Source organism: Pseudomonas sp. 15C (genome assembly GCF_055484735.1).
Map to the genome: position 1 here is coordinate 88,340 of NZ_JBUDGD010000018.1, position 15,762 is coordinate 104,101.

The 15,762-nt window shown below is 58.6% G+C and carries 15 protein-coding genes; 8 read left to right on the plus strand and 7 right to left on the minus strand.

Annotated features, from left to right (window positions below):
• Positions 1–11: 11 nt before the first annotated feature.
• Positions 12–806, plus strand: coding sequence for an enoyl-ACP reductase FabI (gene fabI, locus ACYYKW_RS12380; RefSeq protein WP_090282903.1), 795 nt, complete (start codon positions 12–14; stop codon positions 804–806).
• Between the two features lie 55 nt (positions 807–861).
• Here the strand turns inward: fabI and srmL are convergent, their stop codons facing one another.
• Positions 862–2,010, minus strand: coding sequence for a PheS-related mystery ligase SrmL (srmL, locus tag ACYYKW_RS12385; RefSeq protein WP_464990247.1), 1,149 nt, complete (start codon positions 2,008–2,010; stop codon positions 862–864).
• A 430-nt stretch (positions 2,011–2,440) separates the two neighbouring features.
• On the opposite strand from srmL, the gene ACYYKW_RS12390 reads away from it, so the two are divergent.
• Both ACYYKW_RS12390 and ACYYKW_RS12395 read left to right on the plus strand, forming a co-directional pair.
• Positions 2,441–3,382 (plus strand): hypothetical protein, encoded by a 942-nt coding sequence (locus ACYYKW_RS12390; protein WP_464990248.1) that lies wholly within the window; start codon positions 2,441–2,443, stop codon positions 3,380–3,382.
• Between the two features lie 131 nt (positions 3,383–3,513).
• On the plus strand, positions 3,514–6,636 hold the full coding sequence (locus tag ACYYKW_RS12395; RefSeq protein WP_464990249.1) for a hypothetical protein: 3,123 nt from the start codon (positions 3,514–3,516) through the stop codon (positions 6,634–6,636).
• A gap of 158 nt (positions 6,637–6,794) precedes the next feature.
• Here the strand turns inward: ACYYKW_RS12395 and ACYYKW_RS12400 are convergent, their stop codons facing one another.
• Complete coding sequence (locus tag ACYYKW_RS12400) at positions 6,795–7,760, minus strand: sensor domain-containing diguanylate cyclase (protein ID WP_090282900.1); 966 nt, start codon at positions 7,758–7,760, stop codon at positions 6,795–6,797.
• A gap of 338 nt (positions 7,761–8,098) precedes the next feature.
• On the opposite strand from ACYYKW_RS12400, the gene ACYYKW_RS12405 reads away from it, so the two are divergent.
• Entirely contained in the window at positions 8,099–8,929 is an 831-nt protein-coding gene (locus ACYYKW_RS12405; RefSeq protein ID WP_464990250.1) for an alpha/beta fold hydrolase, read from the plus strand.
• A gap of 27 nt (positions 8,930–8,956) precedes the next feature.
• Here the strand turns inward: ACYYKW_RS12405 and ACYYKW_RS12410 are convergent, their stop codons facing one another.
• The 4 genes from ACYYKW_RS12410 to ACYYKW_RS12425 all read right to left on the minus strand — a co-directional run bounded on the left by ACYYKW_RS12410 (position 8,957) and on the right by ACYYKW_RS12425 (position 11,674).
• A complete protein-coding gene (locus tag ACYYKW_RS12410; RefSeq protein ID WP_093102267.1) occupies positions 8,957–9,349 on the minus strand; it encodes a GFA family protein in 393 nt (130 codons plus the stop codon).
• A gap of 431 nt (positions 9,350–9,780) precedes the next feature.
• A complete protein-coding gene (locus tag ACYYKW_RS12415) occupies positions 9,781–10,602 on the minus strand; it encodes a DUF3618 domain-containing protein (RefSeq protein ID WP_464990251.1) in 822 nt (273 codons plus the stop codon).
• The gene (locus tag ACYYKW_RS12420) at positions 10,599–11,027 is read right to left on the minus strand and encodes a phage holin family protein (protein WP_093102271.1); all 429 of its coding nucleotides are present in this window, start codon (positions 11,025–11,027) and stop codon (positions 10,599–10,601) included. The genes ACYYKW_RS12415 and ACYYKW_RS12420 overlap by 4 nt, the downstream gene beginning before the upstream one ends.
• A complete protein-coding gene (locus tag ACYYKW_RS12425) occupies positions 11,024–11,674 on the minus strand; it encodes a hypothetical protein (protein ID WP_464990252.1) in 651 nt (216 codons plus the stop codon). The genes ACYYKW_RS12420 and ACYYKW_RS12425 overlap by 4 nt, the downstream gene beginning before the upstream one ends.
• A 238-nt stretch (positions 11,675–11,912) precedes the next feature.
• Between ACYYKW_RS12425 and ACYYKW_RS12430 the strand changes: the two genes are divergently transcribed.
• From ACYYKW_RS12430 to ACYYKW_RS12445, 4 genes are all read left to right on the plus strand, one after another.
• Positions 11,913–12,743 carry a helix-turn-helix transcriptional regulator gene (locus tag ACYYKW_RS12430; RefSeq protein ID WP_464990253.1) on the plus strand — a complete coding sequence of 277 codons (831 nt, stop codon included), beginning with the start codon at positions 11,913–11,915 and terminating at the stop codon, positions 12,741–12,743.
• Positions 12,744–12,796: 53 nt separating this feature from the next.
• Positions 12,797–13,099, plus strand: a complete 303-nt coding sequence (locus tag ACYYKW_RS12435) for an ArsR/SmtB family transcription factor (RefSeq protein ID WP_090282894.1) — start codon at positions 12,797–12,799, stop codon at positions 13,097–13,099.
• A 61-nt stretch (positions 13,100–13,160) separates the two neighbouring features.
• On the plus strand, positions 13,161–14,165 hold the full coding sequence (locus ACYYKW_RS12440; protein ID WP_464990254.1) for a zinc-dependent alcohol dehydrogenase family protein: 1,005 nt from the start codon (positions 13,161–13,163) through the stop codon (positions 14,163–14,165).
• Between the two features lie 10 nt (positions 14,166–14,175).
• Positions 14,176–14,484, plus strand: a complete 309-nt coding sequence (locus ACYYKW_RS12445; protein ID WP_464990255.1) for an antibiotic biosynthesis monooxygenase family protein — start codon at positions 14,176–14,178, stop codon at positions 14,482–14,484.
• A 111-nt stretch (positions 14,485–14,595) separates the two neighbouring features.
• On the opposite strand, the gene ACYYKW_RS12450 is transcribed toward ACYYKW_RS12445, so the two are convergent.
• Positions 14,596–15,183: a LysE family translocator gene (locus ACYYKW_RS12450; RefSeq protein ID WP_203421715.1), complete on the minus strand. Its 588-nt coding sequence runs from the start codon at positions 15,181–15,183 to the stop codon at positions 14,596–14,598.
• Between the last annotated feature and the right edge of the window lie 579 nt (positions 15,184–15,762).

The following is a 15,762-nucleotide window of genomic DNA, read 5'->3' on the forward strand; positions in this document are numbered from 1 at the left end:
AGGAGCAACACATGGGTTTTCTCGCCGGTAAGCGCGTACTGATCGTCGGTGTCGCCAGCAAGCTGTCCATCGCATCCGGCATCGCTGCCGCCATGCATCGCGAGGGCGCTGAGCTTGCCTTCACTTATCAGAACGACAAACTCAAGGGTCGCGTCGAAGAGTTCGCACAAGGCTGGGGCTCGAGCCCTGAGCTGTGCTTCCCGTGCGACGTGGCCAGCGATGAAGAAATCGCCAAGGTCTTTGAAGAACTGAGCAAGAAGTGGGACGGTCTGGACTGCATCGTTCACTCCGTCGGCTTCGCCCCAGGCGACCAACTGGACGGCGACTTCACCGAAGCCACCACCCGTGAAGGTTTCCGCATCGCTCACGACATCAGCGCCTACAGCTTCGTGGCCCTGGCCAAAGCCGGCCGCGAAATGATGAAAGGCCGCAACGGCAGCCTGCTGACCCTGTCGTACCTGGGCGCCGAGCGCACCATGCCGAACTACAACGTCATGGGCATGGCCAAGGCTTCGCTGGAAGCTGGCGTACGTTACCTGGCCGGTTCCCTGGGCCCGGACGGCACCCGCGTCAACTGCGTATCGGCCGGCCCGATCCGCACCCTGGCAGCCTCGGGCATCAAGAACTTCCGCAAGATGCTGGCCGCCAACGAAGCGCAAACCCCACTGCGTCGCAACGTCACCATCGACGAAGTCGGCAACGCCGGCGCGTTCCTGTGCTCCGACCTGGCGTCGGGCATCAGCGGTGAAATCATGTACGTGGACGGCGGCTTCAACACCACCGCCATGGGCAACATCGAAGAGTAATCTTCGCTGGCCAGAAAAAACCCGTCGAATGACGGGTTTTTTTGTGCTCGGGTGTTCAGAATTTTGCCGATTCCATTCTATATCCCGCGCCCGGCGCGCCTTCATGCATCGCCGCCTGTATGTCTGCGTACACGGCATTTGCCTCAGCCGTGGTAATTGAACGCGAGCTGTCGCGCAGCACCACCTGCAAAAGCACGTTCTCCTGCCCCGGCAACAAGCCGAGTCGTTCAATGGCTTTGACAGGCAGTTCTGGATACGACCACCGCCCCTTGATCCGCATCTCCTCGATCCATCCCGCGCAATCCCCCGCTGCCTGCAACATGCGTTCGGTGAGTATTTCCTCACTCAAGCCCGGCATCACGGCCAGCGAAATATCACGCGTAATCGAAGGCAAGCGTGAGACCGCAGTCCAAGGCCCGAGATCGTGCATTTGCGCCTGCACGCGAGGATTCTGATCGCGCAATAATCGAATGTCAGGGATACCTTTACGCAACATGATCAACCGATCCAAGCCCATACCAAGGGCTAGCCCCCCATGCTGCAAGGGGTTTATCTGCAGACGTCGTAAAAGAGAGTTTGCGATACGGCCGCACTCCAGCACCTCGATAGGGGCGCCATCATTGATCACATTTACTTCGATACCGCCTTCAGTGTAGTGATGCGGGCTGTCGCTATAGACCCAAGGCTTATCAGGAACCGCCAAGCGCAAAATATCGCTCACCAGACGCAGCAAATGCTCATGAGAAGCCAAGTCCGGATCACCCAGCACCCAGATATCCATCTGATGGGGCTCAGCGCAATGCCAGCGATCTCGACTGTCTCGTCTGAAGGTGATTCCCGGTGCAGCCAACAAGACGCATTGTCCCGGCTGACGAAGTTTTGCGGCCTGTTGCAAGGCTGCTGGAATCTGACTGGTCGTCTGCGTGCGCAGCAGCGAATGTTCGTCGACCCATCGAGTATGCTCGCTGCCGAGGGTGATCTCTGTAGGGTCGTAACCAAGCAGACCATAATTCTCCTCAGCGGACACGATTCTTGGCCCGACCTGTATTTGAGCTTGAGGCCATCCCGCTGCGGCTAATCCCTGCAGAATTTCCCTAACCATTATTCGTACAGAATGTTCGGGATCGCTCTCTTCCGTTAAATCAGTCAGCAGCAGAGCCTGATGTACAGATTCGTCCGTCAGGTATTTCTTCGAAACGTGCACTATTTGCTCCTTACTATATGACAAAAATTCAAAGCCGAATTCATGTAGATAACCTAACTACAAAATATCTGCCAATTACAACAGGCAAGGTCAAGTCGAATAGATTATCGGAACAGGACTACACACATCCCCTACACTAATAACCCGCTTGCGCAGACAACCAACATAACTATAAAAAACCGGTCTCACAAAACCAAAAAAAATCTTTATTTTCCTGCGAAAGCCATGCATTAATCTTTAACTCCCAGCCATAGGGAGCAAATAAAAAAGGAGATAGGCATGAAAATAATTACAACAGAAAATCTGAAACGAATCGCCTCCGGCCCCGAGAACTTCGGTTGGGCACCGCTGGCTTGGGCATACACTGAAGACTGAAAGTCTCAAGCGCGGCAAAACATTTGCCGCGCACTCACCTGAAGGGGAACATGAAATGTCGACCTCAGCGCTGATTTCGGCACTCTTCGACAATGAGGAGCTCTCAATTATTGCCGACTCGGATGAATTTCTAAATGCATGCGCAAACCAGGGTTTCAACACCCTGCATCTTTCGGAACTGACCGAGCTTCCCAAGAACAGCATCGTTTTTTCTTTCAGTAACGACGCTGCTAAATCGATGTTCGAAATATCGAAAAATTCGGCGACCAAGAGAAGCATCTTCTGCGCTACTCAGGTTTTCGACCCCACCGCCCGTGCCGCGCTCTACAGCCTTGAACTTCTTCTCGCCAGCAATCTTGGGCAATGTCTGCAAACGCAACGATCCGTACTGAATATGCTCAATTCCCATCGGGAGTTTCGATTGTCTGGCAACTGCGCAAATGCTGTAGTAGTAATTCATTCACATGCACAACCTTATGCGCTTCTTTCCGAAGATCTTGAAGAAAATTTCGTTCAATCTGTAGCGGAGCTCTTTGAAGTTCATTACGCACATATGCACCCGCACGAGCCCTGCCCATTCAACGTTAACGGCACGGTCAAAATATGCGGAATACTCACCGTACTTCGAAAGCCTAATCCAACATTGCCCTCAGGTTTGAAAACATCGCTTGAATGGTTGCTGACTCGAGTCGCCAAAGAAGGTGCAACACTGTCGATAACGGACAACATTGTTACCTCTTTCAAAATAAATGAAGAAGAACAGCTAAAGCTCCTTGACCTCGCGGCTGGAAGCCGCGGCTTGAAACTGACAGAGTTCGCAATCGGCGTGAATGAAAATATCGCTTCGAACATTGACTACGCCGTAAATTCTCAAATGAACGAAGGTATTAGTGGCGTTCATTTGGCTATTGGTGACGGTGCCTCCGGCTATCACATCGACTTTCTCAGCCCTTTGGTGCGAGTCAATCCAATGCATCAGTCCGATCAGGGCGCATGAACGCGCCTGGAAACATCGACCCAAAAATAATCAGCTTAAAGCACTCGCGCATTACATAACTACCACCCGCCCCGCCCTCCACCGCTCGACAATCGACGCTTGATGCCTGTCAGCCGCCATGGAGAGCGCAAATGAACGACACAGTGCAACCCGCGTCACCGCAACAGAGTTTTCTGCAAAATCTGATTGATGAGTTGATCGCCGTCCCGGTCGCCAAGCCCGAGGAACCTGAACGTACGCTGGAGATTCCGCGCGCCTGTCTCTTGCGCGAATGGATGGAGCTGTACTGGGCCGCTCTGGAGCGTCCGGAATTTCTCGATTGGGCCAGTCGCTTTCATATCGATCTGGATACGTTGCGCATCAAGGGCGCCACTCTGGAGGCGCGAGCCCAGACGAATGGCACCGCGAGCGTACGCACCTTCGCTCTGGACGATGATTCCGGCTGGTGGCAGGTCGCACCGGCGTTGTTGTGGATTGCCCAGCGTATTGACCCGGGCGAAATGGGCCTGCCGTATATCGGTGGCAAATCGGCCAATCCGCTGTACCGCTTTCCACGTCGGATCGCGTTGGCTTTCTATGGTTATCCCGAGCCGCAGAACGAAGCCCAGACGAAAGTAATCGTCGCTGAATTAAAGGCCGACGGCCTCGCTGCGATTGATGAAAACGGTCATACCACCTCGGCCGTGGTCAAGGAGCGCGATGCGCAACTGGAGGACTTCCAGGCCATCGCCAACACCCTCGAAACAGTGTTGAAGACCCACAACCCCTTCGAACAACGCGGCATGGAGGACACAGCGGTTTCACTGACTTCCGCGTCGGTGTCGGCCAGTCGCGGCGGTCCGCGTTTCAAGCTTGGCCCGTTGCTTGAACGCTACGCCCTGCCGATCCCGGAGAATGCCGAACAGGCCAAAGCGTTGGTACAACGCCTGCGCGACCACCGCTGGCCGGATCTGCCTTATGTCAGCGAGTACGTGCAGACGGGCAGTCCCATTCTCAGCCATCGACATGGTTTTGCCGACGTCGAAGATGGCCGGTATATCCTGCGCCGACTGCAAGCGCTGTGCTGGAACCAGTCACCGATGGCGAAAATCAACCTTGAGGAATTCAGCGAGCCCCATCCGGACTCGGCGCTGGCCGAGTGGATGGCACTGGGTCAGCGGGAACTGCGCACATTCGGTACACGTCCGGCCTTTCAGGCCATTCTGAAAAAACACGGTCTGCCCGCTGACAGCCCGTTGTTGCTCAGTGCAACCGGTCACGTCGGTACGGCCAGCGACAACGGCTGGATAACCTTGACGGCGGAAGTGGAAAAACACGCCGATCTGAAAGTCTATCGCGACCGTCTCAAGGTCAAGGCCCGTGAAGCGGGGGGTGCCTTTCGCGACAGCGGCAAGGTCACGCTCGGGCAAATGCTGCGTTTCTATGAGCTGCCTTTGCCAGAGACCGTCGAGCAGGCGCTCAACTTTGTGAAATGGGACCAGATCAACCTGCATGTGCGCCCCGGCTACATGAATCATTGGTACCTGCTCGGCCAGCCCGGTAAACAGACCGAACGTTTTACTGCTGAACAACGCCAGCAGGTCATCGACACCACTCAGGCATTTCTACCCAAGGATGCAGCGCCACTGATTGATTACCTGAGCGAAGGCGTCGATACCGATCTGCCGGTGGCCAGCCTCAACGCCAAGGCCGATTACCTGATCGGCCGCATCCTCATCACCCGACGCGCTCAGGACCTGGGCAACCAGCTACTGGAGAAAATCGCGCGCCCCGCCCAGCCCAAGGAGCTGCTGGCCACCAATCGCGATCGTTTGTTGCTCGCAGCACTGATACTCAGCCTCGACCCCAAAGCGGGCGAACAGTCTGAGCAGATCATCGACCAAGCGGTGAATGACAGTTTTTACTGGGGTGAACGGTATGACGAAGTCAGGCGATTCATCGACCGCCAATTCGCACTCGCGCTGATAAAAAACAAGTCGCTGGCGACCCATCTTTTGCTGTCCGGCATCGCCCCTGAATTCTTGATTCGCGATATTCCCACCTCATTTCATTACATGAGTTGCGTGCGCTGGGTCCGGTTCAAGCAGGTGGTGCTGTATATCGAAGATCGCTTGCCAGGCGTGGCACGCCTGATGACCTACGCGCAACTGATCACCTTGACCAATGGTCCGGCGCCTTCGGATTTCTACCGTTTCCTGCGCAGCGACGTCTGTACGGCGGTCGTTCTCGATTGGGCGGTTGCCAGAGGTGTGGTCCAGCGAGACGAGGAGAATCCTGCCAACCACGCCCCGACGCTGAAGCGTGCCGAGAGTATTTTCCGCGACCATTATCGAAGGATGCGCAGTTTTTCCCAGCGGGCTTTTCTGTCGAAATTTCCCACACCAGCGACCGTTGCACTGGCCGACCTGCGCAAGGTGTTGATCGATAATCCACACTTGAAGGAGCAGGCGCTGTTCAACTCTGGATCGGGTGGCAAACATTTTTCGCTGAGCGAGTTGCATATGGCCGGCAAGTTGACCGGCGATTTACAGGGCTGGCAATCAAACAATACCGAACTGCAACTGCCGTCGATCAAATCGCCGCTGGCCCGGCTCGGCAAGGTGTCGAGTTTGTTTCGTGCGGCCCTGAGCGCGCGCCTGCGACAAATGAAGGACGCCCATGTCGCGTTCATCAAGGACGCTTTTTGCCGGTTGCCATTGGCGCAACGGCAGGACATCGAAGACAACACCCTGGAATTGTTTGCCCTGCAATTGCCAGCGCCGACAAGCCGCACGAAGACCGCGAAGCCAAACGCGGAGGCCACGCCGTTTGCCATCATTGCCTTGCTGCGCGGATCGGTGCCGAGGGTGTACGAAATCTTTACCCGCCGGGCCGCTGTCACATTGCGCAGGGATATCGATCTTGCGCTGCTCACGCCGTCTTCCGCCAATGCCAAGGCCAAATCGCTGCCTTTCGACGCCGAGGCGTATCGACACGGGACTCTGCCCATCGGCAACGCTACATGCGAAGCGCTGCTCACCCGCCTCGACATCGAGGGCGCGCCGCTGGCGCCACAGACCCACAGCGACGTCCCCGATACGTTTGCCTCCAACAAGGTCAACGCCATCGCCAGTACGGCTGTGCGGCACCTGTTTGAGGCGTACGAAAGCAAAGCGCTGCAAGAAGCGCTGATCGCGCCTGCACTTGAGGATGTACACACCAATCAGGAGAAATGGTTGAAGTTTTACGCGACATTGAGCCCGCCGAAAACTTGAAGCCTGCCGGTTGAGTATGCGGTGGGGCCGTTGATGAGATATTGACTGGACCGGCGCTATCGCCAGCAGGCTGGCTCCCACAGGGTTCGGTGTGGAAATGGGCTTTGTGTACACCCGATAACCACTGTGGGAGCCAGCCTGCTGGCGATGGGTTTTGCTCAGCAGCGCTTCAAGGCCTGCTTGTGCGCGTACATCGCGCCGTCCGCGTCGGCGAGCAGGCGGTCGACGCTGTCGTGGCGCTTGGGGTCGTATTCGATCTGGCCGACGCTGAACCGAATGGCGTAGCCGCGGTGCAGCGTGGCGTTGCGCTCTTCGAGGATTTCTTTCATGCGCGCCATGATCGCCGTGGTTTCGACATGGCTGGAGCCGGTCAGCAGCGCGACGAATTCATCGCCGCCCAGACGCCCGACTACGTCGCTTTCGCGAAAGGCAATACGCAGCACGTCGGCGAACGTCTTCAAGGCGTTGTCGCCCTCGGCATGTCCGTAAAGGTCGTTGATCTGCTTGAAGTCGTTGAGGTCGAAAAACAGCAAGGTTGCCGGACGGCTCAGGCGCGAACAGGCGTCCAGCGCATGCTGGGCCAACTGCTTGAAGCCGCGTCGGTTGGACAGCAAGGTCAGCTCGTCCATGCTCGCCATCTGCACCGCGGTCAATTCCTGCTCGGCCATTTCTGCCAGATCGCGCAACAGTGCGCGTTCTTCATCGTCAAGTTCGCGGGGCTTGGTATCGATCAGGCACAGCGTGCCCATTTTGTTGCCGTGAGGCACCGTCAGCGGATAACCGGCGTAAAAGCGAATGTTCGGCGCCCCGGTCACCAGCGGATTGTCATGAAAACGCAGGTCTTCGCGGGCATCCGGCACCAGCAGCAGTTCGTTCTGCAGGATCGCGTGACCGCAGAACGACACGTCTCGCGGCGTTTCGGTGGCGTCGAGGCCGACACAGGACTTGAACCACTGGCGATCCTTGTCCACCAGTGTGACCAGCGCAATCGGCACGTTGAACAGGCGTTTGGCCAGCCGCGTGAGGCGATCGAAGCGCTCTTCGGGGGCCGAGTCGAGCAGGTTGAGACCCTGCAGCGCTTGCACGCGCGCCGCTTCATTCTCGGGTTTTCCGGGCACTAGCATCACACACTCCACAGGCTGTAATGCTCTTCAGCGTAGCCCTGAATTGACGAGGGCCCACATCATATTCCCGCCACCGGGGGCCAGCCCAGCCGCATCGGTCCACAGTTTGAACTGTTCGACATAAATACCGCAGGCACCGCCGCGCCTGGGTTTGTTCCTTTCAGCGAAACCTGATTTGCACTCTCAAGCGAGACGTTGCGACCACCGGTCATGCACACATCAACATTGCTCCTAAAGTTGATAACGGCTCGCACTTTGCTTGCACATCACGTGTATCAGCCAAATCGGCCCGCGCGCGTCGCGCGGGCTGCCCTCCACATCGGTCAGGAGTCGCGAACATGGGATTTGTCACCACCACAGACGGCGTTGAAATCTTCTACAAGGACTGGGGCCCGCGCGATGCGCCGGTGATCCATTTCCACCATGGCTGGCCGCTCAGTTCGGACGATTGGGATGCGCAGATGCTGTTCTTCCTCGGCCAGGGCTTTCGCGTGGTCGCCCACGATCGGCGCGGGCATGGCCGTTCTGCTCAGGTTTGGGACGGTCACGACATGGACCATTACGCCGACGATGTCCTGGCGGTGGTTAAACATTTGGGCTTGAAGAATGTCGTGCATGTCGGCCATTCCACCGGCGGCGGCGAGGTGATCCACTACATCGCCCGCCACGGCCAGGACAACGTCGCCAAAGCGGCATTGATTGCCGCGGTACCGCCGCTAATGGTGCAGACCGCGAGCAATCCCGGGGGCTTGCCGAAGTCGGTGTTCGATGGCTTTCAGGCCCAGGTAGCGGCCAATCGCGCGCAGTTCTATCGGGACGTGCCGAGCGGGCCGTTTTATGGATACAACCGCCCCGGTGCCGAGGCTTCGGAAGGCGTGATCGCCAACTGGTGGCGCCAAGGCATGATGGGCTCGGCCAAAGCGCATTACGACGGCATCGTCGCGTTCTCGCAGACCGACTTCACCGAGGACTTGAAGAAAGTCAGCGTGCCGGTGCTGGTGATGCATGGCGAGGACGATCAGATTGTGCCGTATGCCAATTCGGGGCCGTTGTCGGCGAAGTTGCTGCCCAACGGCACGCTTAAGTCGTATCCGGGGTTCCCGCACGGCATGCCGACGACCGAAGCGGAGACGATCAACGCTGATTTGCTGGCGTTTATTCGCGGTTGATCGATCCGCCGCAAGGCTGGGCTCTGGCTAATCTTCCGAGCGGCCCGGGCCCTCGCGATCACGCGGGTAATGATGCGCCAGCGGGAACGCTGGCAGCCAGGACTCGCGGCGCACGGTCCAGCTTTCGTAGGTCGGTTGCAGTTGATCGGGGCTATCGAGGGCGCCGAGGTTGACTTCGATTTCGTCGTCACTGCGGTTGAACACTGAGGATCCGCAGCGCGGGCAGAAATGTCGGCCGGCGTAGTCACGGGTTTCGCCGCTTGTGGTGACGGCACTGGCAGGGAAAATGGCCGAGGCGTGGAACAGCGCGCCGTGGACTTTGCGGCAGTCGAGGCAGTGGCAGAGACCGACGCGGTAGGGTTGGCCCGAGGCTTCGAGGCGGATATTGCCGCAGAGGCAGCCGCCGGTCAGGGTTTGCATGATGGGGTCCTTTTTGAGTCGTGATGGACGGTTTCTTCAGGGTCAGCCCTCACCCTAGCCCTCTCCCAAGGGGAGTGGGGACTGATTGGGGGATATTGAGGAAATAGGCCGACCTGAGCGTGCGGCTGGGAATCCGGAATCCGCTCGATCTTTTGCATGCGGTTGAATCCACAATCGACCCGATTTTTTTTACGCTGTCGAATTCACAATCGACCCGATCTTTTTACGCTGTCGAATTCACAATCGACTCGCTCACTCAGGTCGATGCATCCCGCAAGACACCTCGGTCGGCCCCCTCTCCCTTTGGGAGAGGGCTGGGGTGAGGGGAAACTGACACACCCCAATCGTTCGATCGCCGAATTTCCGTCCACACGTCGATAATCGGAAATAAGAAAAGGAGGCCATACCAAGGCCTCCCTCACCCACCATCATCAAGACGTCCCCAATCCCTTGGACAGATCCGCCGATTCATCAGACGTGGTCGCTTGCGTAGGCTGAGCACCCTGCCCCGTAGCCTGCTCGGTCGTCTTCGTCACCGTATCGCGGACAGTCTCATACCCCTCCCGCGCCTGTTTTTTCACCTTGTCGACCATGCCCGCGCTGGTCCGCCCCAAATAGCGCTGCTCAGTGGCCGTCTTAGGCAGCGCGGCACCGAGCATCGCGCCAATCGCAATACCGGCCGCCGCGACCATCAGCGGTTGCTCCTTGAGCAACTGATTGAATTGCTGCCCCATGGCCTGGCCGCTCTGACTCAATCGGTCGCTGGCATCGTGCATGGTGTGGCGCAAATTCTCCTTGGCGGCACCAACGTTCTCGCCCATGTGCGCAGCCTTGTCCTTGAGCGATTGATAGCCGTGCTTCAACGAGTCGCTGGTCTGATGCACATGTTCGCGCGCGCTGCCGAAGCTATCGGCCAAGCCATCGGCCCACTCCCCGGCCCGGTCCTGATCCGGACCGCTGCGATAGGTCGGCTGCGGCACTGGCGGACGGTTCTGGCCCATCATCAGCCAGAGCAGGCCGACCGAGGTCAACACCGCCGGCACCGGGTTGTTGCGCACGCTGGTGCCGAGGTTGGTCACGAATTGCGAACCATTGTTCTGCAGCATGCCCCACGCCTGATCGATCATCTGCCCAGGGGTGAATTTGCTTTCCAGCTGGTCGACGATATTGCCGATGCTGGCGCGTTGCGCGTCGATCTCGCGCTCGATCTGCTCAGGGCTTTTTTGCGATTCGATATCCAATTCAGTCTTCATGAGGCTTTCCTCCGCAGCGCTTCCTGGTCTTTGTTCAAGGCGTCCAGCGTCCGGTCAGGTTTGAAATGGGACGGTTCGAACTGTTTCTTGCCCGACTGCACCATGACAAAGCCGATGATCATCACCACCACGCCGACGATCAGCGCCGCCAGCCATGGCGCCATGAACATACTCAGGCCGTACACCGCCGACATCAGCAAAATGATCAGTCCCGCCAGCAGCACAATCGCCCCGCCGGCAACCGCACCGATACCGGCCTTGAGCGTGTTGAGGCTGGACTGAAATTCGGCCTTGGCCAGCGCCAGTTCCTTGGTGAACAGCGCGGGCACTTCGCGGGACAACTGCCGCAGCAGTCCCGTCACCGAAGCGTCGTCATGGTTGGCTGTAGGTCGGGCGCCTTGCAGATCTGCATCGTCTCGGTTCATGACAGGTCTCCTTTGGTGGGCGAGGTGGGGATGGCGGTTCCGGCAAAATCACTCGGGTGATCGTGCTCATCGGCCGACGTCGGGGTGATGCCGGTCGCCAGGCCTGGACTGGGATCAGTGGCGGTCGCAGTTGAGGTTTCATAGGGTCGTTGGGCGCCGAAACCGCCGGCGGGTGGCGTTGAGCTTCCGGCTGCCGGCTGATGATCGGCAGTCACTTCGGCCGCCGCAGAAGTCCCTGCCTTGAGAAACCGCGACAGGCCGAAACCGATCGCCACACTGCCGGCAATGAACAACCCGGGGTTGCTGCGCGCCAGCTCGGCGGCGTCGTGCAACAGCTGTTCGGCACTCTTGCCACGCAGATTTTGCGCCAGCCCGGTCATCGACTCGGCCATGTCGGAGAGGTAGTCGGACATACCCAGCGTGTCCTTGTCCTCCAGCTCCGAGACGAAGCTTTTCGCGCCTTGCGCCAGCGCTTCGATCTGTTCGGCGGCCGTGTCACGATACTGACCGAATTGCGCATCGGCTTGCTGTCGAGCACCGCCGAGCGTTTCGCTGACGTCGTCTTTCAAATGCTCGAAGGCCTGCCCGGCCTGGCCCTTGGACGGTTCGTCTGCGGTGGTTCCTGCCCTGTTATCTGAAGTGTTCATGTGGTCCCTCGCCTTCTGAGTGAAAACGTTAAGTGGGGCGACCTGACAACATTGCCCTGAGTCCCCTCATAGGAAGTGACGGAAGAGTCTGGCGCGGAGTTCAACCGTTTTGATGAGCGCACCATTTACCGATCTGGATGTGCCGTTGGGCCTGAAAAAGCCAATCCTGTCGAACTTGGACGAGCCTTTGGCGTCCGCAGCCCCTACACTGGCGCACTGGCCTGCCGGGATAACCACCATGAAACACGCTGCCGCCAAAACCCCAGAAAAAGCCCCGCGCTTCTGGCGCGACGATGCCCTGCCCTTCATCGAGGCGCGGGCCATCGCCGATGGCCGTGAGGTCTGTTATGCGCGGCATTCCCACGCGCATTTTTCCATCGGCGCAATCACCGCCGGGCGTAGCACGTATGTGCATGAGCAATCAGCGTTCGAGGTGGCCGCAGGCACGGTGGTGCTGATGAACCCCGGCGATGTGCATGCGTGCAATCCGATCGACGATCAGCCGTGGTCGTATGTGATGCTGTACGTCGAAACGCCTTGGCTGAGCGATCTGCAGCAACAGTTGGGGTTCGGTGCGCAGGGGTTTTGTCGTTTTGCTGTGACCCATCTCGATGACGCGGCGCTGTTTCACGATTTGTGTGAGCTGTACGAAATCCTCGTCGACGATCAGTACGACCTGCTGCGCAAACACAGCGCAGCGGTGGAGTTTTTCAGCGATCTGCACTTGCGCCTGAACCCCGCCAGCGCGCCGTTGCGCGAGCCGAACGGCAAGCTCGAACGCGCCGCCGATTTCATTCGCGAGCATTGCACCGATGCGCTGAGCCTCGACGATATTTGCACCGCGGCGCAGCTATCGCCGTCGTACCTAATCCGCGCGTTCAAACAGCATTACGGCATGACGCCCCATGCGTTCGTGATCAACCAGCGCATCCAGTTCGCCCGCGAGCGCCTGCGCCACGGCCAGTTGATCGCCGACGTCGCGCTCGCGGCCGGGTTTGCCGATCAGGCGCATTTTCAGCGCGCCTTCAAGCAACATCTGGCGGCAACGCCGGGGCAGTATCGGGGTTGACGCTTATCGAAATCAGTCGTTGACATATCGGTAAAATCCGATATCTTCGCGGCATGGACCTACTCGACATCTTCAAAGCACTCTCCAACCGTACTCGCCTCGAGATTCTCAAAGGCTTGAAGGACCCGGCCAACAGCTTTCCTCCTCAGGATGAAGGCGACGTGCATACGGTAGGCGTTTGCGTCAGCAGTATTCAGGAAGGCGTCGGGCTGTCGCAGTCGACGGTGTCCGATTATCTGGCGACGCTGCAACGGGCGGGCCTGGTCGAAGTCAGGCGCATCGGCCAATGGACGTACTACAAGCGCAATGAAGCGGCGATCCGTGAGCTGGCCGAGATCATCGGCAGCGAGCTGTAATTTTTTGCCCCGTGATATCGAGAATTCCCGATATCCCTTTTTACCGAAACGAGGAAATGCAATGAAAGCGATGATGCTTGAATCATTTGGCGGCCCGGAATCGTTCGAACTGCGCGACGTTCCCACGCCCATCCCCAACGCTGGCGAAGTACTGGTGCGAGTACACGCCACCTCCATCAACCCTCTGGACTATCAGGTTCGCCGCGGCGACTACCTCGACCTTGTGCCGCTGCCGGCCATCAGCGGTCACGACGTCTCCGGCGTGGTCGAAGCGGTCGGCCCGGGCGTCACGGCTTTCGCGCCGGGCGACGAGGTCTGGTACACCCCGCAGATCTTCGCCGGGCCTGGCAGTTACGCCGAGTACCACGTTGCCGCGCAGACTATCGTGGCCAGGAAGCCGAAAGCGATGAGCCACCTCGAAGCGGCCAGCCTCAGCCTGGTCGGCGGCACGGCATGGGAAGCGCTGGTGGTGCGAGCGTCACTCAGGGTTGGCGAAAGCGTGCTGATTCATGGTGGCGCGGGTGGCGTCGGGCACGTTGCAATCCAGCTGGCCAAAGCCATGGGCGCGAAAGTCTTCACCACCGTACGCGAAGCCAACTTCGAGTTCGCGCGGCGCATGGGTGCCGATGTGCTGATCGATTACGAGAAGGAGGATTACATCGACGCCATCCTGCGCGAAACCGGCGGGCATGGCGTTGATGTGGTGTTCGACACCATCGGCGGCGACACCCTGGCGCGCAGCCCCGACGCACTCGCCCAACTGGGCCGGGTGGTGTCCATCGTCGATATCGCCCAGCCACAGAACGTGATCCAGGCCTGGGGCAAAAATGCCAGTTTCCACTTTGTGTTCACCCGCCAGAACCGCGGCAAGCTCGATGAATTGAGCGCACTGGTCGAACGCGGCCAACTGCGCCCGCACGTTGGCGCGGTCTATTCGCTGGCTGACCTCGGGCTCGCCCACGCCCGACTGGAAAGCCGTAACAACGGGCTGCTGGGCAAGATCGCGATTGCCGTCGATCCATCTGCACTCAGCGATGCGCCATCCACCACGCAGCACTCACGTTAAGGGGAACGTCATGGTTTACGAGATCGCTGTACTACCGGTTCATAAGCAATACGTCGAGCCGTTCAAACAGGCCTTCGCCGAGGTCGCCCCCCTGCTCCGCCGCGCCAAGGGTTATGGCGGGCACATGCTCGCGCAAGGGATCGAAACGCCCGAGCGCTTCAATCTGATCGTGCGCTGGCAGTCGCTTGAGGATCACACGCCGGGTTTTGAAGCGAGCGAGGATCATCGGTTGTTCATGCTGGGGCTGGAAGAATATTTTTCCGAAGAGCCGACGGTGTATCACATCGAAGGGGCGGCGTTTGAGTTGCCGTTCATGTGAGATTGAACACCAATCCCTGTAGGAGTGAGCCTGCTCGCGATGGCGGACTTCCAGTCGGAAGCATAATTGACTGGAAGTACGCTATCGCGAGCAGGCTCACTCCTACATGGGTTACGGTAGCAGCAGATAAATTGCGCTCAACGCCAACAACCCGGCCATCACCCGATTGAACCAACGCATCCCCTTGGCATTGTTCAGATACCCGCGCAAAAACGTCCCGGCATACGCCCAGCAGCCGACCGACAGATAACAGATCACCAGATACACCGCCGCAAACTGCCAGACCAACCGCGCCTCGCCATCGGCAACAAACGCCCCCATGCCCGCCACACAGGCCAGCCAGGCTTTGGGGTTGAGCCATTGCATGACCGCACCGTAGAGCATCGACGGCGCCCGACCTGAGTCGGTCGCATTAAGCTGGCCGTCATCACTGGCCAGTTTCCAGGCCATGAACAGCAAAAACGCAACACCGGCCCATTGCACCAAACGGGTCATGAACGGCCAGCGCTGCAAAACTTCATGCAGCCCCAGCCCCATCAACACCAGCAACAACACAAACCCCAACGTCGCCCCGGCGACGTGCCGCTGACTGGCACGAAACCCATACTGCGCCCCCGAACTCAACGCCACGATATTCACCGGCCCCGGCGTGATGGAAGCAGCCAACGCAAACGCCGCCATCGAAACAATCAGACTCATCGCACACCTGCTTCAAAACGAGGAACAAGGGGCACATCTTAGTCAGCGGCTTTGGGAGGGTATTGAAGAAAATTACCTTTTGGCCAATGACAACGTTGCCTGTACTGGCCTAATCGCTTGCAGGCAAGCTCCCACAGGGGCCGAGTACAAACCATGAGGCCGAGTGTCAGCTCGCCTGCTTTCGACCTTGATGGCGGCGTTGAAGATCAAAGGCCCCTCACCCTAGCCCTCTCCCGGAGGGAGAGGGGACTGATTGTGGTGGATGTGAGAGATGCGCCGACTTGGGATACCGCGTCGTATGCAGGTTTTGAACAGCCCACAAATCGGCTCCCTCTCCAAGGGGAGAGGGCTGGGGTGAGGGGAAAATCCACCACAAATACAAAGTCAACCACCCGCTTCTAACCACTCAACAATGAGCGCAAGCTCGAGTGCTCTTGATCTTGCGTCACCGGCGACATCGGAAGGCTGAGTGGAGGGATCGATCCGGGCGTGGGAGCGCAGCGACCGTCTGGCGCAGCCAGACACAGCGGAAGGAGGTGCAGCGCAGCAAACCGTAGCCGCTGCGCCCGGATCGATCCC

Coding starts and splice junctions, on each gene's coding strand:
- fabI (WP_090282903.1), top strand. CDS start 12: ATGGGTTTTCTCGCCGGTAAGCGCGTACTGATCGTCGGTGTCGCCAGC.
- ACYYKW_RS12390 (WP_464990248.1), top strand. CDS start 2,441: ATGTCGACCTCAGCGCTGATTTCGGCACTCTTCGACAATGAGGAGCTC.
- ACYYKW_RS12395 (WP_464990249.1), top strand. CDS start 3,514: ATGAACGACACAGTGCAACCCGCGTCACCGCAACAGAGTTTTCTGCAA.
- ACYYKW_RS12400 (WP_090282900.1), bottom strand. CDS start 7,760: ATGCTAGTGCCCGGAAAACCCGAGAATGAAGCGGCGCGCGTGCAAGCG.
- ACYYKW_RS12405 (WP_464990250.1), top strand. CDS start 8,099: ATGGGATTTGTCACCACCACAGACGGCGTTGAAATCTTCTACAAGGAC.
- ACYYKW_RS12410 (WP_093102267.1), bottom strand. CDS start 9,349: ATGCAAACCCTGACCGGCGGCTGCCTCTGCGGCAATATCCGCCTCGAA.
- ACYYKW_RS12415 (WP_464990251.1), bottom strand. CDS start 10,602: ATGAAGACTGAATTGGATATCGAATCGCAAAAAAGCCCTGAGCAGATC.
- ACYYKW_RS12420 (WP_093102271.1), bottom strand. CDS start 11,027: ATGAACCGAGACGATGCAGATCTGCAAGGCGCCCGACCTACAGCCAAC.
- ACYYKW_RS12425 (WP_464990252.1), bottom strand. CDS start 11,674: ATGAACACTTCAGATAACAGGGCAGGAACCACCGCAGACGAACCGTCC.
- ACYYKW_RS12430 (WP_464990253.1), top strand. CDS start 11,913: ATGAAACACGCTGCCGCCAAAACCCCAGAAAAAGCCCCGCGCTTCTGG.
- ACYYKW_RS12435 (WP_090282894.1), top strand. CDS start 12,797: ATGGACCTACTCGACATCTTCAAAGCACTCTCCAACCGTACTCGCCTC.
- ACYYKW_RS12440 (WP_464990254.1), top strand. CDS start 13,161: ATGAAAGCGATGATGCTTGAATCATTTGGCGGCCCGGAATCGTTCGAA.
- ACYYKW_RS12445 (WP_464990255.1), top strand. CDS start 14,176: ATGGTTTACGAGATCGCTGTACTACCGGTTCATAAGCAATACGTCGAG.
- ACYYKW_RS12450 (WP_203421715.1), bottom strand. CDS start 15,183: ATGAGTCTGATTGTTTCGATGGCGGCGTTTGCGTTGGCTGCTTCCATC.